General features: G+C 72.3%; 23 protein-coding genes and 3 pseudogenes. 7 read left to right on the top strand and 19 right to left on the bottom strand.

Annotated features, from left to right (window positions below):
• From ACFHYO_RS04180 to ACFHYO_RS04255, 16 genes and pseudogenes are all read right to left on the bottom strand, one after another.
• Positions 1-608: pseudogene (locus tag ACFHYO_RS04180) on the bottom strand (hypothetical protein); the annotation flags it as partial.
• A 124-nt stretch (positions 609-732) separates the two neighbouring features.
• Positions 733-1,125 (bottom strand): annotated as a pseudogene (locus tag ACFHYO_RS04185) (ExbD/TolR family protein); the annotation flags it as partial.
• 95 nt (positions 1,126-1,220) lie between these two features.
• A complete protein-coding gene (tolQ, locus tag ACFHYO_RS04190; RefSeq protein ID WP_036705851.1) occupies positions 1,221-1,913 on the bottom strand; it encodes a protein TolQ in 693 nt (230 codons plus the stop codon).
• A 154-nt stretch (positions 1,914-2,067) separates the two neighbouring features.
• Positions 2,068-2,493 carry a tol-pal system-associated acyl-CoA thioesterase gene (ybgC, locus tag ACFHYO_RS04195; RefSeq protein ID WP_043133817.1) on the bottom strand — a complete coding sequence of 142 codons (426 nt, stop codon included), beginning with the start codon at positions 2,491-2,493 and terminating at the stop codon, positions 2,068-2,070.
• 129 nt (positions 2,494-2,622) lie between these two features.
• Positions 2,623-3,189 (bottom strand): hypothetical protein, encoded by a 567-nt coding sequence (locus tag ACFHYO_RS04200; RefSeq protein ID WP_036712862.1) that lies wholly within the window; start codon positions 3,187-3,189, stop codon positions 2,623-2,625.
• A gap of 53 nt (positions 3,190-3,242) precedes the next feature.
• Entirely contained in the window at positions 3,243-3,815 is a 573-nt protein-coding gene (locus ACFHYO_RS04205; RefSeq protein ID WP_036712470.1) for a putative glycolipid-binding domain-containing protein, read from the bottom strand.
• Between the two features lie 20 nt (positions 3,816-3,835).
• Positions 3,836-4,465 (bottom strand): 3-oxoacid CoA-transferase subunit B, encoded by a 630-nt coding sequence (locus tag ACFHYO_RS04210; protein ID WP_036705695.1) that lies wholly within the window; start codon positions 4,463-4,465, stop codon positions 3,836-3,838.
• A complete protein-coding gene (locus tag ACFHYO_RS04215) occupies positions 4,465-5,193 on the bottom strand; it encodes a CoA transferase subunit A (protein ID WP_043134182.1) in 729 nt (242 codons plus the stop codon). The genes ACFHYO_RS04210 and ACFHYO_RS04215 overlap by 1 nt, the downstream gene beginning before the upstream one ends.
• 197 nt (positions 5,194-5,390) lie before the next feature.
• A complete protein-coding gene (locus ACFHYO_RS04220; protein WP_394318588.1) occupies positions 5,391-5,810 on the bottom strand; it encodes an MliC family protein in 420 nt (139 codons plus the stop codon).
• 273 nt (positions 5,811-6,083) lie between these two features.
• Positions 6,084-8,891 carry a type I DNA topoisomerase gene (gene topA / locus ACFHYO_RS04225; protein WP_394318590.1) on the bottom strand — a complete coding sequence of 936 codons (2,808 nt, stop codon included), beginning with the start codon at positions 8,889-8,891 and terminating at the stop codon, positions 6,084-6,086.
• A 178-nt stretch (positions 8,892-9,069) separates the two neighbouring features.
• Positions 9,070-9,459 (bottom strand): VOC family protein, encoded by a 390-nt coding sequence (locus ACFHYO_RS04230; RefSeq protein WP_394318592.1) that lies wholly within the window; start codon positions 9,457-9,459, stop codon positions 9,070-9,072.
• Positions 9,459-10,247, bottom strand: a complete 789-nt coding sequence (locus tag ACFHYO_RS04235) for a ferredoxin--NADP reductase (protein ID WP_394318726.1) — start codon at positions 10,245-10,247, stop codon at positions 9,459-9,461. The genes ACFHYO_RS04230 and ACFHYO_RS04235 overlap by 1 nt, the downstream gene beginning before the upstream one ends.
• Before the next feature lie 137 nt (positions 10,248-10,384).
• Complete coding sequence (locus ACFHYO_RS04240) at positions 10,385-10,852, bottom strand: DUF934 domain-containing protein (protein WP_168783823.1); 468 nt, start codon at positions 10,850-10,852, stop codon at positions 10,385-10,387.
• Between the two features lie 111 nt (positions 10,853-10,963).
• Positions 10,964-11,689: pseudogene (locus ACFHYO_RS04245) on the bottom strand (phosphoadenylyl-sulfate reductase); the annotation flags it as partial.
• Positions 11,682-13,364 (bottom strand): nitrite/sulfite reductase, encoded by a 1,683-nt coding sequence (locus ACFHYO_RS04250; protein ID WP_394318594.1) that lies wholly within the window; start codon positions 13,362-13,364, stop codon positions 11,682-11,684. The pseudogene ACFHYO_RS04245 and the gene ACFHYO_RS04250, both read right to left, overlap by 8 nt.
• A complete protein-coding gene (locus tag ACFHYO_RS04255) occupies positions 13,357-13,740 on the bottom strand; it encodes a DUF2849 domain-containing protein (protein WP_052176588.1) in 384 nt (127 codons plus the stop codon). Before ACFHYO_RS04255 ends, ACFHYO_RS04250 begins: the two co-directional genes overlap by 8 nt.
• Before the next feature lie 119 nt (positions 13,741-13,859).
• Between ACFHYO_RS04255 and ACFHYO_RS04260 the strand changes: the two genes are divergently transcribed.
• From ACFHYO_RS04260 to ACFHYO_RS04270, 3 genes are all read left to right on the top strand, one after another.
• The gene (locus ACFHYO_RS04260) at positions 13,860-14,348 is read left to right on the top strand and encodes an Lrp/AsnC family transcriptional regulator (protein ID WP_036712621.1); all 489 of its coding nucleotides are present in this window, start codon (positions 13,860-13,862) and stop codon (positions 14,346-14,348) included.
• 240 nt (positions 14,349-14,588) lie between these two features.
• Positions 14,589-15,290 carry a CDP-alcohol phosphatidyltransferase family protein gene (locus ACFHYO_RS04265; protein ID WP_036705434.1) on the top strand — a complete coding sequence of 234 codons (702 nt, stop codon included), beginning with the start codon at positions 14,589-14,591 and terminating at the stop codon, positions 15,288-15,290.
• Between the two features lie 71 nt (positions 15,291-15,361).
• Positions 15,362-16,837, top strand: coding sequence for an ABC transporter substrate-binding protein (locus tag ACFHYO_RS04270; RefSeq protein ID WP_394318597.1), 1,476 nt, complete (start codon positions 15,362-15,364; stop codon positions 16,835-16,837).
• A 182-nt stretch (positions 16,838-17,019) separates the two neighbouring features.
• On the opposite strand, the gene ACFHYO_RS04275 is transcribed toward ACFHYO_RS04270, so the two are convergent.
• Together ACFHYO_RS04275 and ACFHYO_RS04280 are read right to left on the bottom strand one after the other, a co-directional pair.
• Positions 17,020-18,291 carry a transglycosylase SLT domain-containing protein gene (locus ACFHYO_RS04275; RefSeq protein WP_394318599.1) on the bottom strand — a complete coding sequence of 424 codons (1,272 nt, stop codon included), beginning with the start codon at positions 18,289-18,291 and terminating at the stop codon, positions 17,020-17,022.
• A 104-nt stretch (positions 18,292-18,395) separates the two neighbouring features.
• Positions 18,396-20,069: an MFS transporter gene (locus tag ACFHYO_RS04280; RefSeq protein WP_394318728.1), complete on the bottom strand. Its 1,674-nt coding sequence runs from the start codon at positions 20,067-20,069 to the stop codon at positions 18,396-18,398.
• Between the two features lie 73 nt (positions 20,070-20,142).
• Here ACFHYO_RS04280 and ACFHYO_RS04285 point away from each other — a divergent pair, with 73 nt between their 5' ends.
• Entirely contained in the window at positions 20,143-20,472 is a 330-nt protein-coding gene (locus ACFHYO_RS04285; protein WP_394318601.1) for a hypothetical protein, read from the top strand.
• A 56-nt stretch (positions 20,473-20,528) separates the two neighbouring features.
• On the opposite strand, the gene ACFHYO_RS04290 is transcribed toward ACFHYO_RS04285, so the two are convergent.
• Positions 20,529-20,807, bottom strand: coding sequence for a GlsB/YeaQ/YmgE family stress response membrane protein (locus ACFHYO_RS04290; RefSeq protein WP_036705893.1), 279 nt, complete (start codon positions 20,805-20,807; stop codon positions 20,529-20,531).
• Between the two features lie 381 nt (positions 20,808-21,188).
• On the opposite strand from ACFHYO_RS04290, the gene ACFHYO_RS04295 reads away from it, so the two are divergent.
• The 3 genes from ACFHYO_RS04295 to ACFHYO_RS04305 all read left to right on the top strand — a co-directional run bounded on the left by ACFHYO_RS04295 (position 21,189) and on the right by ACFHYO_RS04305 (position 23,737).
• Complete coding sequence (locus ACFHYO_RS04295; protein WP_394318603.1) at positions 21,189-21,992, top strand: L,D-transpeptidase; 804 nt, start codon at positions 21,189-21,191, stop codon at positions 21,990-21,992.
• A gap of 170 nt (positions 21,993-22,162) precedes the next feature.
• Complete coding sequence (locus ACFHYO_RS04300; RefSeq protein ID WP_394318605.1) at positions 22,163-23,230, top strand: hypothetical protein; 1,068 nt, start codon at positions 22,163-22,165, stop codon at positions 23,228-23,230.
• Between the two features lie 15 nt (positions 23,231-23,245).
• Positions 23,246-23,737 carry a GNAT family N-acetyltransferase gene (locus ACFHYO_RS04305; RefSeq protein WP_394318607.1) on the top strand — a complete coding sequence of 164 codons (492 nt, stop codon included), beginning with the start codon at positions 23,246-23,248 and terminating at the stop codon, positions 23,735-23,737.
• The last annotated feature ends 9 nt before the right edge of the window (positions 23,738-23,746 follow it).

A 23,746-nucleotide genomic window follows, 5' to 3' on the forward strand; every position in this document is an offset into this window, starting at 1 on the left:
GCCACGTCGAAGGGGGCGCGCGAGCTGGTCAGCGGCGGGGGCGGCGGCGGCACGTCGGGGATGTCGGGCGCGCTCGGCGGCGGCTGCTCGAGCGTCGGGGCGGCGCCGGTCGGGCGCGGCTGCGCCAGCCCCGCGACCACGGCGCCCAAGGGCGAGGCCTCGGTCTCGGTCGAGGGCTGCTGTGGCGAGGGCGCCACCGTCGCCACCGCCACCGGCGTCTGCGGCACCTGCAGGTCCGAGAGGTTCGGCGCCGCCTCGCCCGACACCTCGGGCGCGGGCAGCGCGGTCGGATCGGCGTTCGGCGCGGGCGGCGACATGGCGACCGGGCCGCCGGCCACGACCTCGGCCGAGGGCGGGCGCGGCTGGGCGGGGGTGGCGCTGGCGGTGTCGCCCACCGGCCCCGCGCCGCGGCTCGCCGCCGCCATCGCCTCGAACTCGACCGAGCTCATCGTCTCGACCGGGGCCATGCGGATCGCCGGGGCCTGCGGGGCGCGGAACAGCGCGCCCCCCAGCGCCACCGAGGCGATCAGCCCCGCGTGCGCGACGCCCGAGATCCAGGCGCCGATCCGGCGCTCACGCGCCTCGGTCGGGGGGAAGGGATCAGCCATTCCCCGGGGCGCCCGGCTGGGGCTGGACGGTGGGAGGCGTGGCGGAAGGGGCGGCGGGCTGGGCTGCGGGCTGGGCGGCAGGGACGGCTGCGGGCTGGGCCGCGGGCTGGACGGCGACCGGCGCACCGGCATCCATCGTCGGCCCGCCCGCGTCGGTCACCAGCACGATGTCGTGGTAGCCGGCGGCGTTCAGCGCCCCCATCACCTGCATCACCCGCGCGTAAGCCACCGCCCCGTCCGCGCGCAGATAGATCCGCGGCGAGGCACGCTCGGCCGCCACCGCGCGCAGGCGGGTGACGAACTCGTCCTCGGGGACGGTCGTGGTCATCAAGACCAGCGGGCCGTCGGCGGGGATCGAGACGGTCAGCGGCTCTTCCGGCTCGGCCCGCACCGCCTCGGCGGCGGTCTGCGGCAGTTGCAGCGGGACGCCCACGGTCAGCAGCGGCGCAGCGACCATGAAGATGATCAGCAGCACCAGCATCACGTCCACGAAGGGGGTGACGTTGATCTCGGCCATCGGCGCGCTGCGGCGCCGCCCGCGGCGGCCCGATTGCGCGGCGCCGGCAAGGGCCGTCTTGCGGCTTCCCTTGCCGGGCAGGGGTCCGGCGCCCATCAGCTGTCCTCGATCTGGCGCGAGAGGATGGTCGAGAACTCGTCGGCGAACGCCTCGTGCGCGCCGGTGATGCGGTCGGCGTCCGTGGCGAGCTTGTTGTAGAACACCACCGCCGGGATCGCGGCGAGCAGACCCAGCGCGGTCGCCACCAGCGCTTCGGCGATGCCGGGCGCGACCACGGCCAGGCTGGTGTTCTGGCTGAGCGCGATCCCCTCGAACGCGGTCTTGATCCCCCAGACGGTGCCGAAGAGCCCGATGAACGGCGCGGTCGAGCCGACGGTGGCGAGGAACGGCAGCCCGCGGGTCAGGCGGTCGTTCTCGCGGTTGATGGCGACCGACATGGCCCGGTCGATGCGCGACGAGGCGCCGGGGATCAGCGCCCCGTCATCCTTCTGCGAGCGCCGCCACTCGGTCATGCCGGCGGTGAACACCCGCTCGGCGGCGCCGCGGGCGCGGCCGTTCATGCGGTCGAAGATGTCGTCGAGCGGCTCGCCCGACCAGAAGCGGCGGTCGAAGCCCGCCGTGTCGCGGCGGGTCGCGGTCTGCACCAGCAGCTTCTGGATGATGATCGTCCATGACCAGACCGAGGCCAGCACCAGCAGCACCATGACGATCTTGACCGTCAGCGTGGCGCGCAGGAACAGCGCGATCAGCGAGAAATCGGTGGGCGCGCCGAGAGCGACGGTGTCCATGCGGTCTGTCCCCTTGCCATGGGCCGGGCGGTCGGATGACCGCGCGATGGGCGGCGTTTTGCCGCAAGAGGGTCGCGGAAGGCCAGCCTTGGCGCAACACAGTTGCGTGCGGGGGACGCCGCGTCGGCGGCGCACCGCTGCCGCGGGGCGCCCCTCAGACCCCTAACGCTGCGGCAACGGCGGCGGGCGGGCGCTGCGGGCGCATGACCGACAGGTCCACGCAGACCAGCGTCACGCGGGCGGTGAACAGCACCGTGCCGTCACGCTCGACCGACTGGTCGAGCAGCATCCGCGGCCCGTCCAGCCCCACCGGCCGGGTGACGACCTCGAGCAGGTCGTCGAAGCGGCCGGGGCGCAGATAGTCGGCCTCGACCCGGCGGACGACGAAGCCGAGCCCGTGCTCGGCGTAAAGCCGGCTCTGGTCCACGCCCGCCGCACGCAGCCACTCGCTGCGGCCGCGCTCGATGAACTTGAGGTAGTTGGCGTAATAGACCACCTGCCCGAGATCGGTGTCCTCGTAATAGACGCGGACGGGAAGGCGGTGGGCGGAGGGGGTCGTGGTGGGGGTCGTATCGGACATGACCCGCCCTAAACCACGCCCCACGTGGGGTGACAAGCACCTCCCGCCCGCCTCGGGCTGGACCCAAATATCCCCGCCGGGGGCAGCCGACCTGACCACCCGCGCAGCCGCCGCCCGGACGCGCCGCGCCTACATCCGCGCCGCGAGCCGCAGCGCGTGCGCCGGGTCCGTCGCCGCAAGCGGCAGAAGCGGGTCATAGGCCGCCCGGATCAGCGCCGCGAGGTCCGGCGTGGGGGTGACGTGGGCGGCAAAGCTCAGCAGGGCGTTGACCGCCACATCCTCGGCCAGCGCCGCGGGATGGGCGCCCGCCAGCGCGCCGCCGAGGCGCAGGAAGCTCAGGCAGGCGCGGATGCCGCCGTCCGCGTCGAAGCGCAGCAGGCGGTAGCGGTCGGCGCCCCCCTCGGCCAGCCGCGCGGGCAGCCCCGCCCGCCCGGTCAGCCGGTCGAGGTCGGGAAGCTCGGCCAGCTCCGCCCACTCGCGCACGGCGAAGACCATGAGGTTGGCGCCCATCTCGGGGTCGGTCTCGGCCATCGGATGCCGCGCATGGGCCAGCGCCGCCGCCATCGCAGCGCGGAACACCGTCAGCGAGGCATCGTCCAGCCCGAACACCACCGGCGCCACCGGCCGCCCCCAGCGCGCGCACAGGAACCCGCCGTCCGCACCGGTGAAGAGCGCCGCGATCTCATCGGCCGTCATCGCGCCCTGCCCCCTCACGCGCCCGCCCCCTCACGCACCCTGCCTCGCGGCGATCACGCCCCCGGCTCCGGCAGGCGGCGGAAGTAACCCGGGTAGTCGCGCACCATCCCGTCCGCGTCGACGGGCAGCTCGGCGGTGAAGTGGCGGAACAGCCCCTCGTAGCGATAGCGGCCCTCGTCGAGGCAGGTGTAGCGCTGCGCCGCGCGGGTGGGGACGAAGGGGCCCTCGATCTGGCAGGGCAGCGGGACATAGGCCACGGCGATCTCGGCCGACTGCCGGGCGGCGAGGCCGAGGCGCCGGATCGGCAGCGCGTTGGTGGCGGGCGTCACGCCGATGTCCACGTCAAGGCAGCCGTCGAGCGCCGGGATCGCCGCCCCGGTCAGGGCGTCGGTCCAGCCCCCCTGCCCGTCGGCCCGCAGCTTCAGCGCCGGGCCGCCGGCGTAGCAGAGCCAGACCTCGCGGGTGGCGCCCGCGGCATCCGTGCGGACCCGGTAATGCGCGCCGTAGAGGCTGCCGCGCTGGCCCGCCACCACCCCGTCGAGCGTCAGCCCGTCCGGCCCGGTGGTGACGTCGCAATGGTCGAGCCCCTGCCCGTCCCACCCGGTCCAGCGCAGTTGCCGCCGCATGAGCCGCCCCTCCCAGCCGCTTACGAGACGATGGTCGCCTCGGTCGCGGCGCGCAGCTCGGCCTCGGTCACGCCGTCGGCGCATTCGACGATCCTGAGCCCGCCCGGCACCACGTCGAGCACGCCGAGGTTGGTGATGATCCGGTCGACCACGCCCTTGCCGGTCAGCGGCAGGGTGCAGGCGCGCAGCACCTTGGATTCGCCCGCCTTGTTGGTGTGGTCCATCACCACCACCACGCGGCCGACGCCCGCGACGAGGTCCATCGCCCCGCCCATGCCCTTGACCAGCTTGCCGGGGATCATCCAGTTGGCGAGGTCGCCGTTCTCGGCCACCTCCATCGCGCCGAGGATGGCCATGGCGATCTTGCCGCCGCGGATCATCGCAAAGCTCTGGGCGCTGTCGAAATAGGCCGAGTGCGGCAGTTCGGTGATGGTCTGCTTGCCGGCGTTGATGAGGTCGGCGTCCTCCTCGCCCTCATAGGGGAAGGGGCCCATGCCGAGCATCCCGTTCTCGGACTGCAGGGTGACGTGCACCCCCTCGGGGATGTAGTTCGACACCAGCGTCGGGATGCCGATCCCGAGGTTGACGTACCAGCCGTCCTGCAGCTCCTGCGCGGCCCGTGCCGCCATCTGGTTGCGGTCCCAGGCCATCAGGCGTTCCCCCCGTTCGTCGCCGCGGCCTCGGGCCGCTTCCTCACCGTGCGCTGTTCGATGCGTTTCTCGTGCTGGCCCTGGATCAACCGGTGGACGTAGATCCCCGGCAGGTGGACGTGATCGGGGTCGAGCGAACCGGCGGGCACGATCTCCTCGACCTCGACCACGCAGATGCGGCCGCAGGTCGCCGCCGGCACGTTGAAGTTCCGCGCCGTCTTGCGGAACACGAGGTTGCCGGTCTCGTCGGCCTTCCACGCCTTGACGATGGAGAGGTCGGTGACGATCCCGCGCTCGAGGATGTAATCCTCGCCGTCGAAGTTCTTGACCTCTTTCCCCTCGGCGATGACCGTCCCCACCCCGGTCTTGGTGTAGAAGCCGGGGATCCCGGCGCCGCCGGCGCGCATCCGCTCGGCCAGCGTGCCCTGCGGGTTGAACTCGAGTTCCAGCTCGCCCGAGAGATACTGGCGCATGAACTCGGCGTTCTCGCCCACGTACGAGGACTGCATCTTGGCGATCTGCTTGCTGTCGAGCAGGATGCCGAGGCCGAACCCGTCCACGCCGCAGTTGTTCGACGCGATGGTGAGGTTCTTCACCCCCGCCTTGTGGATCGCGGCAATCAGCAGCTCGGGGATGCCGCAGAGGCCGAAGCCGCCCGCGGCGATGGACATCCCGTCCTTGAGCACCCCCTCGAGTGCTGCGTCGGCGTTGTCGTAGATCTTCTGCATGGCCCCCCGCCTGTCCCCAAATCCCGGTCACGCCCGGTTCTGCACGGGGGGAAAGGGCGTGTCAACGCAGCGTCACTTCGGGGATGGGAGGGCGAGGGTGCGCGCACGTGGGGGGCACCCTGCGGGTCGGGGCGTGGCCCCGGCAGGCGCGCCCCGCCACCGGGTCGGGCGGCGGGGCGGAGGGTATGGCGGGGGCCTCAGTTCGAGGCGGTGCAGTCCTCGAGCACCCGCTCTTCCTTGCCGTTGGTCGTGGCGTAAAGGTCAGCCGAGTCGCCCTTGGTCACCAGCTCGTAGGTGTAGTCGGGGTTGATGGCGGTATAGCGCGCGCCCGACGCCGAGACGGCGATCTGCATCGGGATCAGCTCGTCCTGCTGGAGGATGGTGGCGAAGCTCGACCCGCCGGCGGTGTTCACGAACACCGCGTGCAGGATCTTGTTGCCGGCGCAGGCGTAGCTGACCGCCTCGATGCTGTCGCCCGGCGCCGGTTCGGTCGAGGGCGGGGTGGTGGCGGCCGCGGCGGCCGCCTCGGCGGCAGGCGCGGCGGCGGGCGCGGGGGTTTCGGCCAGCGCGGGCGCGGCGGCGCAGAGCGCGGCGAGGATCAGGGCAGAAGTCCGCATATGATATCCCTTTCAGGGTTGCGCGTTCACCTTGAGGGGTAGGCCGAGCCACCGCCACGGACAACCCGCCCGGCGGCACGATGGCGTGAGGCGCCCGCCGCGCGCAGCCCCGACCGGCGCGCGGGTGGCGCGGGCAGGAGCCTCCGGCGGGGATATTTGGGTCCAGCCCGAGGCGGGCGCGGCGCGCCGTCCCGGCGGGGCGGGTTGGCGGGCGCCTTGGGGGATGTCAGGCCGTGGGAGGGGGCGCGGGGCGCCCCGCTCGGGGATCGGCGGTCAGTCGGCGGGGTCGGCGGGTTTGGCCGCCTTGGGCTTGGCGGCGGGCTTGGCCTTGGTCGCGGATTTGGCGGCGGGCTTCTTCGCCGCGGCCTTGACCGGCGCCGCATCCTCTGCGGCATCCGACGTGGCCGCCGCCTTGCCGGCCGCCGGCTTCTTCGCGGCGGCCTTGGCCGTCCCGGCTTTCGCCGTGGTCTTCTTGGCCGCAGGCTTCTTCGCCGCACCAGCCTTCGTTGTGCTGGCCTTCGCCGCCGGCTTCTTCGCCGCCGCCTTGCGCGGCGCCTTGCCGCCCTTCGCCGCCTTCGCCGCGATCAGCTCCAGCGCCGCCTCGAGCGTCACCGCCTCGGGCGCCATGTCGCGCGGCAGGGTGGCGTTGACCTTGCCCCACTTGACGTAAGGCCCGAACCGGCCATTCAGCACCTGCACCGGCCCGCCGTCCGGGTGCTCGCCCAGTTCCGCCAGCGGCGCCGCCGCCGGCGCCCGCCCGCGCGAGGCCTTCTGCGCCAGCACCTCGACCGCGCGGTTCATGCCGATGGTGAACACCTCGTCCACCTCGGGCAGGTTGGCGTATTTCGCCCCGTGCTTGACGAAGGGGCCGTAGCGCCCGATCCCGGCCTCGACCACCACACCGTCCTCGGGGTGCGGGCCGATTTCGCGCGGCAGGTCCAGCAGCATCAGCGCCCGCTCGAGGTCGACGCTCGCCGCCTCCCACCCCTTGGGGATCGAGGCGCGCGGCGGCTTGGGCACCTCGGCCGTCGCCTCGCCGCGCTGGACGTAAGGCCCGAAGCGGCCGTTCCGCAGGCTGATCTCGCGGCCCTCGGGGTCGGTGCCCAGCACCGCGTCGCCCAGCGCCTCGCCCTCGGGGCCGGACAGCGGCCGGGTATAGCGGCACTCGGGGTAGTTCGAGCAGCCGATGAACGCCCCGCCCGAACGCGCCGTCTTGAGGTTCAGCCGCCCGCGGTGGCAGAGCGGGCATTCGCGCGGATCGCCCCCGTCCGCCCGCGGCGGGTAGAGATGCGGCGCCAAGGCCTCGTCGATCGCCGTCAGCACCTCGGAGATGCGCAGCTCGCTCGTCCCCGCCAGCGCCGCGGTGAAGTCGCGCCAGAACCGCCGCAGCACCTCGCGGTATTCGCGCGACCCGGACGAGATGTCGTCGAGTTCGCCCTCCATGTCGGCGGTGAAGTCGTACGAGACGTAGCGCGGGAAATACTTGGTCAGGAAGATGGTGACGAGCCGCCCCTTGTCCTCGGGGATCAGCCGGTTCTTGTCCTTGCGCACATAGTCGCGGTCCTGGATCGTGGTGACGATCGAGGCATAGGTCGAGGGCCGGCCGATGCCGAGCTCCTCCATGCGCTTGACCAGCGTCGCCTCGGTATAGCGGGGCGGGGGTTGGGTGAAATGCTGGCGGCCCAGCACGGCGCGGACGGCGTCGGCGACCAGCCCCTCGGACCCGGCGTCGAGTTCGCCCGCGAAGCCGCCCGCGACCTTGGCCGCGGGCTCGCCCTGAGCGATCTGCGGCAGGCGGGCGCTGTCCTCGCCGTCCTCGCCGTCGTCGTGGCCCTGGTCATAGACCTTAAGGAACCCGTCGAAGAGCATCACCTGCCCCGTCGCGCGCAAGCCCACCTGGCCGTCGGCCGAGCCGATCTCGACGGTCGTGCGCTCCATCCGCGCGGCTTCCATCTGGCTTGCCAGCGTGCGCTTCCAGATCAGGTCGTAGAGCCGCTTCTGCTCGGGTTCGGCCGACAGCTTGTCGGGCGAGCGCATCATGTCGGTCGGACGGATGCACTCATGCGCCTCTTGCGCGTTCTTGGCCTTGTTCTTGTACATCCGCGGCGAGGCCGGCAGGTAATCCGCCCCGAACCGCGCCCTGATCGCATCGCGGGCGGCCATCACCGCCTCGGGCGCCATGTCGATCCCGTCGGTCCGCATGTAGGTGATGTAGCCCGCCTCATAGAGCCGCTGCGCCGCGCCCATGCAGGCCTTGGCACCCATGCCGAGCTTGCGCGACGCCTCTTGCTGCAGGGTCGAGGTCATGAACGGCGGCCACGGGTTGCGGCTCGCGGGCTTGCTCGCCACCGAGGTCACCGTCAGGTCGCGGCTCTCCACCGCGGCGACCGCCAGCGCGGCGCGTTCGGCGTCGGCGAGGTCGAACCGCTCGAGCTTCTTGCCGGCGTAGCTGACCAGTTGCGCCTGATAGGGCGCCCCCGAGGGCGTGGCGAGCGCGGCGTGGACGGACCAGTATTCGCGGGCCCGGAACGCCTCGATTTCCATCTCGCGGTCGACGATGATGCGCAGCGCCACCGACTGCACCCGCCCCGCCGAGCGCGAGCCGGGCAGCTTGCGCCACAGCACCGGCGACAGGTTGAAGCCGACGAGGTAATCCAGCGCCCGGCGGGCCAGATAGGCATCGACCAGCGGCTGGTCGATCTCGCGCGGGTGGGCCATCGCCTCGGTCACGGCGCTCTTGGTGATGGCGTTGAAGGTGACGCGGCTCACCTGCGCCGTCTTCAGCGACGACGCCAGCGCCTCCTTGAGGTGCCACGAGATCGCCTCGCCCTCGCGGTCGGGGTCGGTGGCGAGGATCAGGTTCGGGTCGCGGGCGAGCGCGTCCTTGATCGCCTTGACGTGCTTCTTCGAGTCCGCCGCGACCTCCCACGTCATGGCGAAATCGGCGTCGGTATCGACCGAGCCGTCCTTGGGCGGCAGGTCGCGGACGTGACCGAACGAGGCCAGGACGGTGTAGTCGTCGCCCAGATACTTGTTGATCGTCTTGGCCTTGGCGGGGGATTCGACGACGACGACGGGCATGGGGCTCTCCGGGGGACGATTCGGGCGGGGAACATGGGCACCCCGGCGGGGGGTGTCAACGCCGGCCCCTGCGGCGGCCTTGGGGCCGGAGGCGGGCGGGGCGCATCTTTCCGGCGCAAGGACCCGCGCAGGAGTCCCCGGCCGGAGACGGGGGCGGCAGCCGCCGGCGGGCCGCGGATCAGGGCGCGGCGGGGACGCTCAGCTCGACCAGATTGCCATCGGGATCGCGCAGATAGACCGAGGTCAGCGGCCCCTGCGCCCCGGTCCGCGGCACCGGCCCGAGTTCGACGGTCAGCCCCGCCGCAGAGAGCTGGGCGGAGAGGTCCGCCACGTCGCCCTCGACCAGGAAACACAGGTCGGCGCTGCCGGGGCGGGGGTGGGCGGCATGGGGGGCGATCTCGGCGCCGGCCGGATGCAGGTTGATCTTCTGGCCCCCGAAGGCCAGCGCCACGCGCCCCTCGCCGAAGCGGACCCACGTCATCCCCAGCGCCTCGTAGAACGCCACCGTGGCCTCGATGTCGGCCACGGTCAGCACCAGGTGGTCGAGCGCCCGCACCCGCAGGGGCATCAGATCCCGTCGCCGACGAAGGCCTTTTCGACCACGAACTCCTTTGGCTCGCTGTTGGCGCCCTCGCGCAGCCCGAAGCCTTCCAGCACCGCCTTGACGTCGACGTTGAAGGCGAGGCTGCCGCAGACCATCGCCCGGTCCTCGGCCGGGTTCATCGCCGGCAGGCCGAGGTCGGCGAAGACCTTGCCCGAGGTCAGGTTGTCGGTGATCCGGCCCATCCGCGCGGTCGCCTCGCGGGTGGTCGTCGGGTAATAGATCAGCCGCTTGTCGAAGTCGGCGCCGAACATCTCGGTCAGCAGTTCGTCGCCGTGCAGGTTCGCCACCAGCTCGCGGCCATAGTCCAGCTCGGCGGCCTCGCGGCAGGTGTGCATCATGATCACCTGCTCGTAGCGCTCGAACGTCTCGGGGTCGCGCATGAGCGAGGCGAACGGCGCGATGCCCGTGCCGGTGGCGAGGAACCACAGCCGCTTGCCGGGCAGCAGCGCGTCGAGCACGAGCGTGCCCACCGGCTTCGGCCGCAGGATGATCTGGTCGCCCTCGCGGATGTGCTGCAGGCGCGAGGTCAGCGGCCCGTCCGGCACCTTGATCGAGTAGAACTCGAGCTCTTCGTCCCAGTTGGGCGAGGCGATGGAATAGGCCCGCAGGATCGGCTTGCCGTTGTCGTCGGGCAGGCCAATCATCACGAACTCGCCCGAGCGGAAGCGCAGGCTGGCCGGTCGCGTGACCCGGAACGAGAACAGCCGGTCGGTCCAGTGGTGCAGCGCCGTCACCGTCTGCGCATCGGGCATCAGCGCCGCGGTCGAGGCGGGCTTGGCCGCGGGCGCCGCAGGCGCAACGGTCGGGTTCGAGGCGGTGTCATCGGCCACGGGGAAATCCAGCGTCATATCAGTGTCCCGGAATATCTAGTGCAAAGCGGCCCGGGCTTCTAGCCCGCGAGCCGCGACCTGTGGTCCCAGTCGCGCCAGTCGGCGCGGGCGAGCCACTGCGGGGCCGGCTGACGGCGCGAGAGCGCGGCGGGGATCTCGACCTCGTCGAAGCCCACGCGGCGGGCCATCGCATACTGGTCGGCGATCAGCCCGCCGGTGGCGCGCAGCCGCCCGCCGTAGCCCAGCTCGCGCAGGATGCGGGCGAGCGAGAAGCCGCGCCCGTCGGTCATCGCCGGAAACTCGACCGCGATCAGCGCCGCGCCAAGATGCTGGCCGAGGCTCGCCGGATCGGTGTCGGGCGGCAGGCTGACGTCCGGCGTGCCCTCGACGGGGTGGAAGCCGTCGTCGCGCACCAGCACCGGGGCGTCGGCCGCCTCGGCGCCGGGCAGGGTCACGATGGTGGCCGAGGACGCCGGCAGGGGCGCCACGGGGTCGGCGTCGGCACGGGGGCGCGGGGTCGGGGTCATCGTCGGGGCCTCGGGCTGGGTCGGGACGGAATCGGTCGGGACGGGGGTGATCGCGGCGGCGGGCACGGGCTCGGGGGCGGGTGCGGGCTCGGCATCAGGCACCGCCTCGGGCGCGAGCGGCCCGCGGACGATCTTGCCGCCGATGAAGTGGATGCCGCACTCGGTCTTGGCCGAGCCGCGCCAGCGCCCGGCGCGGGGGTCCTCGCCCGGCTTCACCGGCGAGGTGCAGGGCGCGCAGCCGATCGAGGGGTAGCCGCGCGCCACCAGCGGGTGCCGGGGCAGCGCGTTCTCGTCCATGTACTCGACCACGTCCTGCGCCCGCCAGTGCGCCAGCGGATTGACCCGCAGCCGCGAGGGCGCCTCGGGCTCGAAGAACTCGAGTTCGACCCGCTGGCCGCCCTGAAAGCGCTTGCGCCCCGTGATCCAGCCGTCGAAGCCCGCGAGCGCGCGCTCGAGCGGCACCACCTTGCGGGCGTTGCAGCAGGCGTCGGTGTCGCGCGTGTTCAGCGTGCCGTCTGGGTCGGCGGCGGCGATCTCGTCGTCCGAGGCGCGGATCACCCGGATGTCCGTCAAGGGCAGCCGCGCGGCGATCTCGCGCTGATAGGCGAGCGTCTCGGGGAACAGCATCCCGGTGTCCACGAACAGCACCGGCGTATCCGGCGCCGCGACCGAGAGCATGTGCAGCAGCACCACCGACTCGGCGCCGAAGGACGACACCAGCGCCACCCGGCCGAGGTCGGGGTCGGCGAGCGCATGGCGCAGCACCGACACCGCCGCGTGGTTGCGGTAGCGGTCGTTGAGCGCCCGCGCCCGGTCCTCGAGCGGCAGGTCAAGCATGGACGGCCTCGGGGTAGAGCGCGGCCTTGAAGGGCGCGGGCCCCAGCCGGCGCAGCGCGTCGATGAACCGCTCGTCCGGCGTCTCGCGGACGGCGAGATAGGCGTCGAGCAGCCGTCCGATGGCGGGCACCACCTGGTCGTAGGGGAAGCCCGCCCCGGCCCGCTCGCCGATCGCAGGCGCGTCGTAGCCGTCGCCGCCGAGCGTGATCTGGTAGTTCTCGACCCCGGCGCGATCCAGCCCGAGGATGCCCACGTGGCCCAGGTGGTGATGCCCGCAGGCGTTGATGCAGCCCGAGATGCGCAGGTCGAAGGCCCCGATCTCGTCGTCGAGGTCGCGGGCGCGGACATAGGCCGCGATCTCCTGCGCGACGGGGATCGAGCGGGCGGTGGCCAGCGTGCAGAAGTCCATCCCCGGGCAGGCCACGATGTCGGTGATCCGCCCGGCATTGGCGGTGGCGAGCCCCGCCGCCCGCAGCCCCGCATAGAGCGCGGGCAGCGCGTCGAGCGGGACGTGCGGCAGCACCACGTTCTGGTCATGCGCGATCCGCAGGTCGCCATAGCCGTGCCGCTCGGCCAGGTCGGCGAGGGTGCGCATCTGGTCCGAGGTCGCGTCGCCCGGCGTGGCGCCGGCGGCCTTGAGCGTGACGGTGACGCTCGCATGGCCCGGCACCCGGTGGGGCGACAGGTTGGTGTCGGTGAAGGACCGGAAGGCCGGGTCGGCGGCGCGGGCGGCCTCATACCCCGACGCGTCCACCTCGCGGAAGGCGGGCGGGGCGAAGCGGGCGCGCAGCCCGTCCAGCAGCGCCGTATCCACGCCTCGGAAGACGGCGCGGCGGCGGGCGAACTCGGCCTCGATCTCGGCGCGCATCACGTCCAGCCCGCGCTCGGCCACGGTGATCTTGATCCGCGCCTTGTACTTGTTGTCGCGCCGGCCGCTCAGGTTGTAGGCGGCGAGGATCGCCTCGACGTAGGGCAAAAGGTCGGCGGCGGGCAGGAAGTCGCGCACCACCTGCCCCAGCATCGGCGTCCGGCCGAGGCCGCCGCCGATCCACACCTCGAAGCCCAGCGCCCCGTCCTGCCGCTTGAGCCGCAGGCCGATGTCATGGGCCGGGATCACCGCCCGGTCCTTCGCCCCGCCCGAGACGGCGATCTTGAACTTGCGCGGCAGGAACTGGAACTCGGCGTGGTCGGTGGACCAGACGCGCAGCAGCTCGGCCCAGGGGCGCGGATCGTCGGCCTCGTCGGCGGCGGCGCCGGCAAAGGCGTCGGTCGTCACGTTGCGGATGGTGTTGCCCGAGGTCTGGATCGCGTGCAGCCCCACGTCCGCCAGCGCGTCGAGGATGTCGGGGATGTCCACCAGCGCCGGCCAGTTGAACTGGATGTTCTGGCGGGTGGTGAAATGCCCGTAGCCGCGGTCCCAGCGGTCGGCGATGGCGGCGAGCCCGCGCATCTGGTCGGGCGAGATCGTCCCGTAGGGAATCGCCACCCGCAGCATGTAGGCGTGCAGCTGCAGGTAGACGCCGTTCATCAGCCGCAGCGGCCGGAACTCGTCCTCGGTCAGGCTGCCGTCGAGCCGCCGCGCCACCTGCGCGCGGAACTGGGCCGCGCGATGCCGCAGATAGGCCTGCCCGTCGGTATCCTGGCGGGCGCTGTCGTGGGGGGCTGCGTCAAACATGGGCGGCCTCGGCGGTCAGGGGGGCGGTCAGGGGGGCGGTCAGGGGGTCGGCGGAATTGGCGGCGGCCTGCGCGGCGCGGGCGGCGGGCTCGGTCGTCGGGCCGCTGTGGCGGAAGGCCTCGCGGAAATGGGCGGGCGCGGCGCGGCCGTCGGCGGTGCGGTTCGCCTCGATCAGGTAGGGGCCGACGACGACGTGGCCCTGGGCCTGCGCCTCGAGCAGCGCGAACTCGGCCAGCCCCGCGTCCTCATAGAGCGTCGCCGCGCGCGGGTCGGTGGTCCAGCCACCCGCCCCCATCCACACGCAGCGCCCGTCGCGCAGCGTGTTGGCAGTCAGCACCGCGGGCGTGGCGGGCGAGGGGGTGAAGCTCTTGGACATGGTCGGACCCTTTCGGCAATGACCAGAGAATAGGAAAATCATGTTGCATTCCGCCAGTCTCCGGCAGAAAAAAGACCGTCCCTCCCCCCGCCTCCCCCTCAATCGGAAAAATATTCCTCATGGCGCAGACGCCGCAAACGCCCGTCCGGCTGGACGACACCGACCGCAAGATACTCTCCCTTCTCCAGCAGGATTCGAGCCTGCCGCTGGAGGAGGTGGCGACCCGCATCGGCGCCTCGCGCACCCCTGTCTGGAACCGCATCCGGCGGATGCGCGAGCAGGGGGTGATCCGCGGACAGGTGGCGCTGCTCGATGCCGAATCGCTCGGGCTCGAGGCGTGCTTCTTCGTGCTGATCCGCACGACCGAGCACGACGCCGACTGGGCCGCCCGTTTCCTCGCCGCGGTCCGTGCCCGCCCCGAGGTGATCGAGGCGCACCGGCTGGCCGGCGACATCGACTATATCCTCAAGGTGATGGTGAAGAACGCCCGCGCCTACGACCGCTTCTACCAGTCGCTGATCGCCGAGGTGCGGATCCAGAACGTCACCGCGCTGCTGTCGATGGAGGAGATGAAGGCCACCACCGCCCTGCCCATTCCCGAGGCGTGAGAGCCACCCGCCGCGGGGGCTCTGCCCCCCGCGTCCGTACCGGACGCGTCCCCCGGGATATTTGGGTCAAAAGAGAAGCTGGCGTGGGCGGCGCCCCATCATCCTGCCGTGCCGCCCACTCGAAAGGCGAAGGGGGCCGCAGCGGGCAGCGGGCCGCGTCCCCTGCCCTGCGGTCGTCCCGGGCCGCCCCCCTCGTGCGGCCACGGTTGCGCGCCCGCACGGGCGGTGACACAAGGCGGGATGGATTTGCGTCTCAAGGCCCTTGGGGTTCATCTGTTCACGGCCACCGGGGCCGTCCTGTCGATGCTCGCGCTGCTCGCCGCGGTCGACGGGAAATGGTCCACCATGTTCGCCTGGCTCATCGTGGCGCTGGTCGTGGACGGGCTCGACGGGCCGCTGGCGCGACGCTACCGCGTCAAGGAGAACTGGCCGACGCATGACGGCGTCCTCATGGACCTCATCATCGACTACCTCACCTATGTGTTCATCCCGGCCTATGCGCTCTTCAAGTCGGGGCTGCTGAGCGGCTGGACCGGCTGGCTCTGCATCATCGCCATCGTCTACGGCTCGGTGATCTATTTCGCCGACACCCGGATGAAGACGGTGGACAACAGCTTTTCCGGCTTTCCGGCCTGCTGGAACATGGTGGTGCTGGTGCTCTTCGCGCTCAAGCCCTCGTTCTGGGTGATCGCCATCATCGTCGTGGCGCTGACCGTGGCGATGTTCCTGCCCGTCAAGTTCATCCACCCGGTGCGGACCGAGCGCTGGCGCGCCGTCTCGCTGCCGATGACCATCGCCTGGGTCGTCTCGGCCGGCTGGGCCATCGCGGTCGGGTTCCACCCGCAGAGCTGGGCGCTCTGGGGGCTGGTCGTCAGCTCGCTGTGGCTGATGCTGGCCGGGATCGCCCAGCAGATCATCCCGCCCCAACGCCGCCGCGCTTGATCGGGCGCGCCCGCGCCGCCTAAGCTTCCCCCCGCAGCGGGCGGCATCGTGCCGCCCCCCGGAGGGGACCGATGTTTCAACGTTTTCTGCTGACCACCGCGGCCGCCGTGGCGCTCATCTCGGGGCCGGCGCTTGCCGCGCAGGACGCCATCCGGCTGGGCATGGTGCTCGAGCCGCCGGGCCTCGACCCGACCGCCAACGCCGCCGCCGCCATCGACGAGATCACCTATGCCAACCTCTTCGAGGGGCTGACCCGCTTCGCCCCCGACGGCAGCATCGCCCCCGCCCTCGCCGAAAGCTGGGAGGCGAAGGAGGGCGGCCGCGTCTACGAGTTCAAGCTGCACGGCGGGGTCAAGTTTCACGACGGCGCGGACTTCGACGCCTCGGACGTGGTGTTCTCGCTCGACCGCGCGCGGGCGCCCGACTCGGTCAACGCGCAGAAGGCGCTGTTTGCCGACATCGAGGCGGTCGAGGCGGTGGCCCCCGACCTCGTGCGCGTGACGCTGAAGGCGCCGGACGCGGATTTCCCGTGGAAGATGGCCTGGGGCGACGCGGTGATGATGGACCCGGCCTCGGCAGCGGATGCGGCGACGAAGCCGGTCGGCACCGGGCCCTTCAAGCTGGGCGAGTGGACCCAGGGCGATCACGTCACGCTGACCGCCTTTGACGGCTACTGGGGCGAGAAACCGGCGCTGAAGACCGCGACCTTCCGCTTCATCGCCGATCCGACGGCGGCGTTCGCGGCGATGATGGCGGGGGACGTCGACGCCTTCCCGATCTATCCCGCGCCCGAGACGCTCGACCAGCTCAAGGCCGACCCGCGGTTCAAGGTGATCGTGGGGACGACCGAGGGCGAGACGATCCTGTCGATGAACAACCGCAACGCGCCGCTGGACAATCCCAAGGTGCGCGAGGCGATTGCGCTGGCCGTGGACCGGCAGGCGATCATCGACGGGGCGATGTTCGGCTATGGCACCCCCATCGGCAGCCATTTCGCCCCGCATCACCCGGACTACGTCGACCTGCTCGACCGCTCGCCGCATGACCCTGAGAAGGCCAAGGCGCTGCTCGCCGAGGCGGGGGTGTCGGGGCTGAAGCTGCGCCTTGCCCTGCCGCCGCCGCCCTATGCCCGGCGCGGGGGCGAGATCGTCGCGGCGCAGCTGCGCGAGGTCGGGATCGAGACCCAGACCACCAACATGGAATGGGCCCAGTGGCTCGAGACGGTCTACAAGAACCACGATTTCGACCTGACCATCATCAGCCATGTCGAGCCGATGGACATCGGCATCTACGCCCGCGACGGCTATTACATCGGCTATCAGAACCCCGCCTTCAACGCGCTGATGGAGAAGCTCAAGGCGGCGCTGGACCCGGCCGAGCGCAGCGCGATCCTGAAAGAGGCGCAGGAGATGCTGGCCGACGATCACCCGGTGGCGTTCCTCTTCCAGCTCGCCAAGACCGGGGTGGCCGATGCCCGGATCGAGGGCCTGTGGGAGAACGCGCCCTCGCCTGCCAATGACCTGACCAAGGTGCACTGGAAAGAGTGATCCCGGCGCCGCGCCTCGGGGCGCGGGTGCAGGATTAGGCTGAAAGAAGATGGAGGCGGGCGGTGCCTGGGGGCGCCGCCCGTTTCACATCGCGGAACCTGGGGGCGCGGACGCGGCCCGGGGCACGTTCAGCGATCTGGAACGCGAGGCGCAGGCGGTGGGGGGCGACAGGCGGCGCGCGCCTAGTTCTTCAGCACGATGCAGCGGCCGCCGAGGGCGCGGAACTGGTTGCAGAAGGCGTTGGCCTCGCCGCGCGAGGAATAGCCGATCTGGGCGGTGTAGACCTTCCGCCCCGATCCGGTCATCGTCTTGCGCACGTAGCTCACCCGCTTGCCGCCGAGGATCGGGCGCAGTTGCCGGTTCAGCCGGCTCACCTGGCTCTGCGCCCCCGACTGCTTGGGGTGCGAGGCGAGGATCACGCCCCACGGCCACGCCCGCTGCTTGGTCGTGAACTCCTTGAGCGAACGGTTGCCGGCGAGCTTGATGCAGGCCTCGCGGAAGGGCCGGTCCTTGTCGAGCCGCAGGTCGAGCGTGCCGGGCGGCTCGTCGCGCCATTTCCAGGCGTTGTGGCCAGTGATCGCCTCGACGTAGTCCTGCGTCTCGTAGGGCAGCACCTGGCCGCCGTTGTAGAACCGCAGGGCCCGGCCCTCGCCGCCGTTATAGGCCACCGCGGCCAGCCCCATGTTACCGAACCCGTCGATGAGGTAGCGCAGATAGTCGGCCGAGGCGTGGATCGCCTTGGCCGGGTTGAACGGGTCGTCGAGCCGGCGGATGCGCGCGGTCTCGGGCATGAACTGGGCGATGCCCTGCGCGCCGACCGGCGAGACCGCCTCGGGCTCGAACATCGATTCCTTCCAGAGCAGGCGGGCGAGGAAGTTCGGGTCGAGCCGGTTCTCGGTCGCGGCCCGCTCGATTACCGTGCAGACGTCGGAGACGTAGGAGGCGACCTTGATGCAGCTTCGCCGGTCCGCCGTGCAGCGCTCGGTGCGGGTGTCGGCGGGCTGGTGCGGGCCGGCCATCGCCGGGGGCGGGGCCGACGCGGTGGGATCGGCGGGCGCCTCGGGCGCCGGGTCGGCGGCGCGCGCCGGGGCGTTCGCGGCCGCGGTGGCGGGCGGATTGGTGTCGGTTGCGGGTGCGGGTGCGTCGGTCGCGGGTGCGGCAGCGGTCGCGGGTGCGGGCGCAGGCGCGGCACCGGCCGCGGCGTCCTCCGGCGGCAGCCCGGCGTCGGGGCTGACCTCAGCCTGCGGCGCGGGAGCGGTGGTGTCTGGCGAGGCAGCGGGCGTGGGCGCTTCCTCAGCGGGGGTGGGCGCGGCTGCTTCCTCAGCGGGGGTGGGCGCGGCTGCCCCGGGCGTCGGCGCGGCCGCTCCGGGCGTCGCGGGCACGAGCATCACCGAGCCGTCCGGCGCCGCGGCCACGCCTGCGGCCTCTGCCGCGAGCGGCAGGCCCAGCAGCATCGCCACGCCTATGCGGTATCGCCAGCCCACCCTGCCCCCGATCGCGGTTGTCCGCCTCTGAAATAGCAGACCGCCGGGGGCATGGGAACCGGCGGTTCTCCCCCTCACGCCCCCGGCACGTTGATCTTGCCCAGCAGCGGCAGGTCGTCAGCCGGGGTGACGCTGTGGCGCTCGATCATCCGGTGGACGCTGGGGTCGCCCTCGCCCCGGTGCAGCGCCCTCAGGGACAGCGTCACCTCGGCGTCCGACTTGGTGCGGCGCAGGTTGTGGCGGACGTACTCGTCCCAGGTGGCGATGTGATAGGACTCGCTCCAGTGGTCGGGGTTCTCGAGGTCGCGCAGCAGCGCCCAGTTCCGCGCCCCGTCGCGGCGGCGGATCGCGCGGCGCCGCGCCATCAGGCGCAGGAACTCGGCCGTGTCAGCGTGGGCGATGACGTAATCCACCATCACCATGATCGGCCCCGAGCGTCCCCGCAGGTCGAGCGCCAGCGCCGGCTCGCGGAAGCGGTTGGCGGGGTCGAGGTCGAGCTTGCCGAACTCGGGCTGGCTGAACCAGCGCCCGATCACCGCCCCGGCGACCAGCAGCGCGGCCGCCCACAGCATCGCCTGCGAGACGCCCTGCGCGCCCGCCACCATCCCCCAGACCCAGGCCCCCGCGGCCATCCCCCCGAAGGTCGCGGTCTGATAGAGCGCCAGCGCCCGCGCCACGACCCAGCGCGGGGTCGAGAGCTGCACGGTCACGTTGAAGAGCGACAGCGCCAGCACCCACGAGGCCCCGGCGGGCAAGAGCGCCAGCCCCTGCAGCCAGACGTTGTCGGTCAGGGCCAGCGTGGCGCAGGCGACGGCAAAGCCCAGAAACGCCAGCCGGACGACGTTCTCGTTGTTCATCCGCTCGCGCAACCGCGGGTTGGCTGCGGCGCCGAGGATGGCGCCGAAGCCGTAGCAGCCGAGCAGCAGCCCCAGCATCAGCGACCCGCCCTCGGGGTGGCTCTTGGCGATCAGCGGCAGAAGCGCCAGCACCGCGACGGCGGAGAACCCGAAGAGCGCACCCCGCGCCAGCACTCGCATGAGGTTCGGGGACAGGACCACGTAGCGCAGCCCCGCCGCGACCGCGGGACCGAGCGGCTCGGGCGCATAGGCGCGCTCGCGCACCGGGGGGCGCCAGCGCAGCATCGCCACGATCAGCGGCAGATAGCTGGCCGCGTTGACCGCAAAGGCCGCCGCCGCCCCCCAGGCCGCGACGATCAGCCCCCCCGCCGCCGGCCCGACCGAGCGCATCAGGTTGAACCCAACCGAGTTCAGCGTCACCGCAGCCGGCAGGTCGGCGCGGGGCACGAGGTCGCCCATGCTCGCCTGCCACGGCGGGTTGTAGAGCGCCTGCCCGACGCCGATCAGGAAGGTCAGCGCCAGCAGCGAATAGGGGTCGAGCCACCCCCGCCACGCCACCACGGCCAGCAACAGCGACACCCCCGCCATGATCGCCAGCGCCGCGAGCAGCAGCCGCTTGCGCTCGAAGATGTCGGCCAGCGCGCCGGAGAGCAGCGCGAACAGCATGATCGGCAGGGTGTTCGACGCCTGCACCAGCGCCACCAGCGTGGCGCTGTCGGTGAGCTGCGTCATCATCCATGCCGCGCCCACCGCCTGCACCAGCCCGCCGAAGTTCGACACCAGCGTCGCCGCCCAGAGGTTGCGGAAGGCCGCGTGCCGGAACGGCGCCAGCGCCGAGGACGACGCAGGCGGGGCGGGATCGCGCAAGGGGGGCGGGGCGGGTCTGGACATCATCGGCGCTCGCCCGGCACTCTGACCCGCCCCCGCGCGTGGGGCAACAGGCCCGGAAGGGGGGGAGAGCGAGATGGACGAGCCCGACACCGACCCGGCCGTGCTGCGGACCCGGCAGATGGCGCTGAGGGCGATCATGGATGGCCGCGGCGCCGAGGTGGTGGTGCTGCGCGATCCGGCGCTGGTGGCGCATTACGGCGGCGCGGAGCTGCCCGGCGGCACGGTGCTGCTGGTCACGGCGACGGAGGTGCGGGTGGCCGTGGACGAGGCCGAGGCGGCGGGCACCCTGTGCCGCGCTGCACGGGTCGTCGGGCATGACGGCAGCGGTGGACTGGCCGCGGGCGAGGCGCTCGATCTCGGGGCGGTCATCCGCCGCCAGGTGGCGGGACACGCCGGGCGGTGAAACGAAAACGGCCCCGCGCTGGGCGGGGCCGCTCTTTGCTCAGCGCGAGGCGCCGATCAGTTCCGGTTGAAGAGGCGCAGCACCAGCAGCAGGATCACGGCACCAATGGTGGCGAACACGATCGAGCCGAGGATGTTGGTGCCGGCCACGGTGTTGCCGGTGGCGGGGGCCGCGCCGAGGTTCCAGCCGAGGGCCGGGAAGAGCAGCGAGGCGATGACCGCGCCGACGACGCCGACGATGATGTTCATCAGCGTGCCCTGGCCGTGGCCCTTGACGATCTGGCCAGCGAGCCAGCCCGCGATGGCGCCGATGATGATGGCGATGATGAGACCCATGGGATTCCCTTTCGAAGCGCAGTTCCTGACCGCCGTCATTGGCGGAGACGGCGGCACAACCCCATGAAAACCGGCAGGGTTCCGCCGATGGGGTGTTTTCGGCGTGATGGTCGTGGGAACTCCGCGCGCTGTGACATCAGGGCCACAGATCACGGCCGGTAAAAATCCTGCGCGCGCGACATTCTTGCAACGCAAACCGGCGTCCGCAGGCCGTTCGAACGGCGGTTTGCCTTGACCTTTCCGCCCCCGCGCCGCCTATGGGGACGTCCTGTCGTCGGGCTGCGCGCCCTGCTTGCGCGCGATTCGCCCGATGTGAGCTGCCACCTCACTGCCCGTCGCGGTCCGCCGCCGAGGGCCGTCCCGAATCATGAGGATCTCGCGATGCGCATCGCCTATGCCGTCCTGCTCGCTGCCGTGCTCGGTCTGGCCGCCTGCGGCCCCGACCCCGCCGCGCAGGTCGCCCCCGCCACCCCCGCCACCCCGGCCGTCACGCCGGCGATCTATCAGGCCCGCACCGATACCGGCCCCGGCGGTGAGCCGCTGCCGATCGCGGCGATCAAGCCCGCCTACCTGCGCGACCGCAACGTCCGCGCCCAGGTGCCCTACAACGGGCCCGATCCGGCCGGCAGCATCGTCGTCGATCCCTACGCGCGCTTCCTGTATCTCGTCGAGCCGGGCGGCACCGCCACCCGCGTCGGCATCGCCGTGGGCAAGGCGGGCCTGGGCTTTTCGGGCACCGCCACCGTCGGCCGCAAGGCCCGCTGGCCGTCCTGGACCCCCACCGCCAACATGGTCGCGACCGAGCCGGATCTGTACGGCCCGGTGAAGGACGGCAAGGCCGGCGGTCTGGACAACCCGCTGGGCTCGCGCGCGCTGTACCTGTACCAGGGCAGCCGCGACACGCTGTACCGGATCCACGGCACGATGGACCCCTCGTCGATCGGCAAGGCGACCTCGGCCGGCTGCATCCGGCTGTTCAACCAGGACATCATGGACCTGTTCGACCGCGTGCCGACCGGCACCCGCGTCAAGGTCCGTACCGCCGCCGAGTCCCGCGCGCTCGAGGGGCCGCTGGTCGAGACCCCGGACGGGTATCTCGAGCCCGCCGCCGCCGCCCCGGTCGTGGCGATGTCGCCCGCCGGCGTGCCGGTCGTGGAAAGCGCTGTGCCGGCCGCGTGGCGCTGATCGGGCGCTGATCGGGCGCTGAGGCACCGAACGAACGCAACGGACGCCCGGCGAGCCATCGCCGGGCGTCTTGCATTTGCGGCGGCGTGCGGGTTGATTCCGGCCATCCTGCCTGCCGCCCCGCGGCATGGCCCCTCCGCCCCGCGTGGCGCCGAAAAGGACGCGACCTCATGGCCAAGACCCCTTCTGACGACCGCCAGCCGGACGTGGCGGCGTTGATCGAGAAAAGCCGCGCGCCAGCGCTCGGCCGCCACGCCGACCGGACGTTGACCGGGTTGATGCGCAAGCTCGACAGCGCCGCGGCGGCCGCCAAGGCCGGCGCCGATCCCGAGGCGTCTCGCGCATTGGCTGCCGCGCTGCGCCGGGTGAAGGCCGAGGCGCAGCGCCGCCTCGATACGCCGGACACGGCCGAGAACGGCGTCCCGGCGAAAGGCCGCGCGCGGGCTGCCGGGGCGACGACACCGGCGGGGCGCGGGACGCGGACAGGGAAGGCGGCGAAGGTCGGGCCGACCGACACGCCGGCGGATGCGATGCCCGAGGCGGCGCCCCCCGCCGGGCGGCGCGGCAAGGTCGGCACGGCCAAGGCTACCCCCGCGCGCGGCAAGGCTACCGCGGGCACCCCGGCCGCTGTCCGAACCCGCCCTGCTCGCGGATCGGACCCGCAGGCCCCCGCCGAAGCTTCAGCCACCGCGCCAACCGCGACCCCGCGCACGACTTCAGACGAGACCGCGCGCGGCACGGGCCGGCCGGCCACGCGCCGCGCCGCCGAACGGGACGCCGCCGCCACACGCGGTCGCGGACGCGCGGCCGTCACAGCCTCGGCCCCGCGCCCGGCCGAGCCCGCCCGTGCGCCGCGTCCCAAATCCGAGGCAGCCTCCGACCGAGCCGCCGATCGCACGACCGGGAAATCCGCCGGGCGTCACGCCAATCCGGGTCCTGATCCCGACACAGCCCGTCGGCCCGAGAGCGCGAAGGTTGCCCCTTCCACCGATCCCGCCGACGACGCCAAGGCCCGCAAGGCCGCCGAGAAGGCCGAGCGGAAGCGTGTGAAGGCGGCCGAAAAAGCCGAGCGCAAACGCGTGAAAGAGGCTGAGAAGGCCGAGCGCAAGCGGGCCAAGCAGGCCGAAAAGGCCGATCGGAAGGCAGCGTCCGCGGCATCCGGCGCATCGTCCGAAACGCCGCCCAAGGGCAAGAAGAAGAAGGACAAGGGCGGCAAGGGGAAGAAGGCCAAGGGCTGAGGCAAGCCGCGCAACATGATCTCCATCCGCCCCGTCGACCTGCCCGGCGACCTGCCGGCGGTGCGGGCGCTCTTCAAGGCCTACATCGACAGCCTGTGCCAGGACTTCGGCCTCGACCTCGGGTTCCAGAACGTCGAGGCCGAGTTGGCCGCCCTGCCCGGCGCCTACGCCCCGCCGCAGGGCGCGCTGTTGCTGGCCGAGTTGGACGGCTCGGTCGTCGGCCTTGCCGCGATGCGCCCCCTGCCCTGCGGCAGCGCCGAGATGAAGCGGATGTACCTGCGCCCCGCGGCCCGCGGGCGCGGCGTCGGGCGGGCGCTGGCCGAGGCGATCGTCGCCGCGGCGCGCGCGGGCGGGTATCGTCGCATCCGGCTCGACACCCAGCGCGACTTCGGCGCGGCGGTGGCGCTTTACCGCAGCCTCGGCTTTGCCGAGACCGCGCGCTACAACGACAACCCCTTGCCCCGCGCGATGTTCATGGCGCTGGACCTGACGCCGGACGCCGCCTAGCGTCCGGGC

The sequence above is a fragment of the Paracoccus panacisoli genome (genome assembly GCF_042435015.1).
In the GTDB taxonomy this organism is placed as follows: Bacteria; Pseudomonadota; Alphaproteobacteria; order Rhodobacterales; family Rhodobacteraceae; genus Paracoccus; species Paracoccus panacisoli.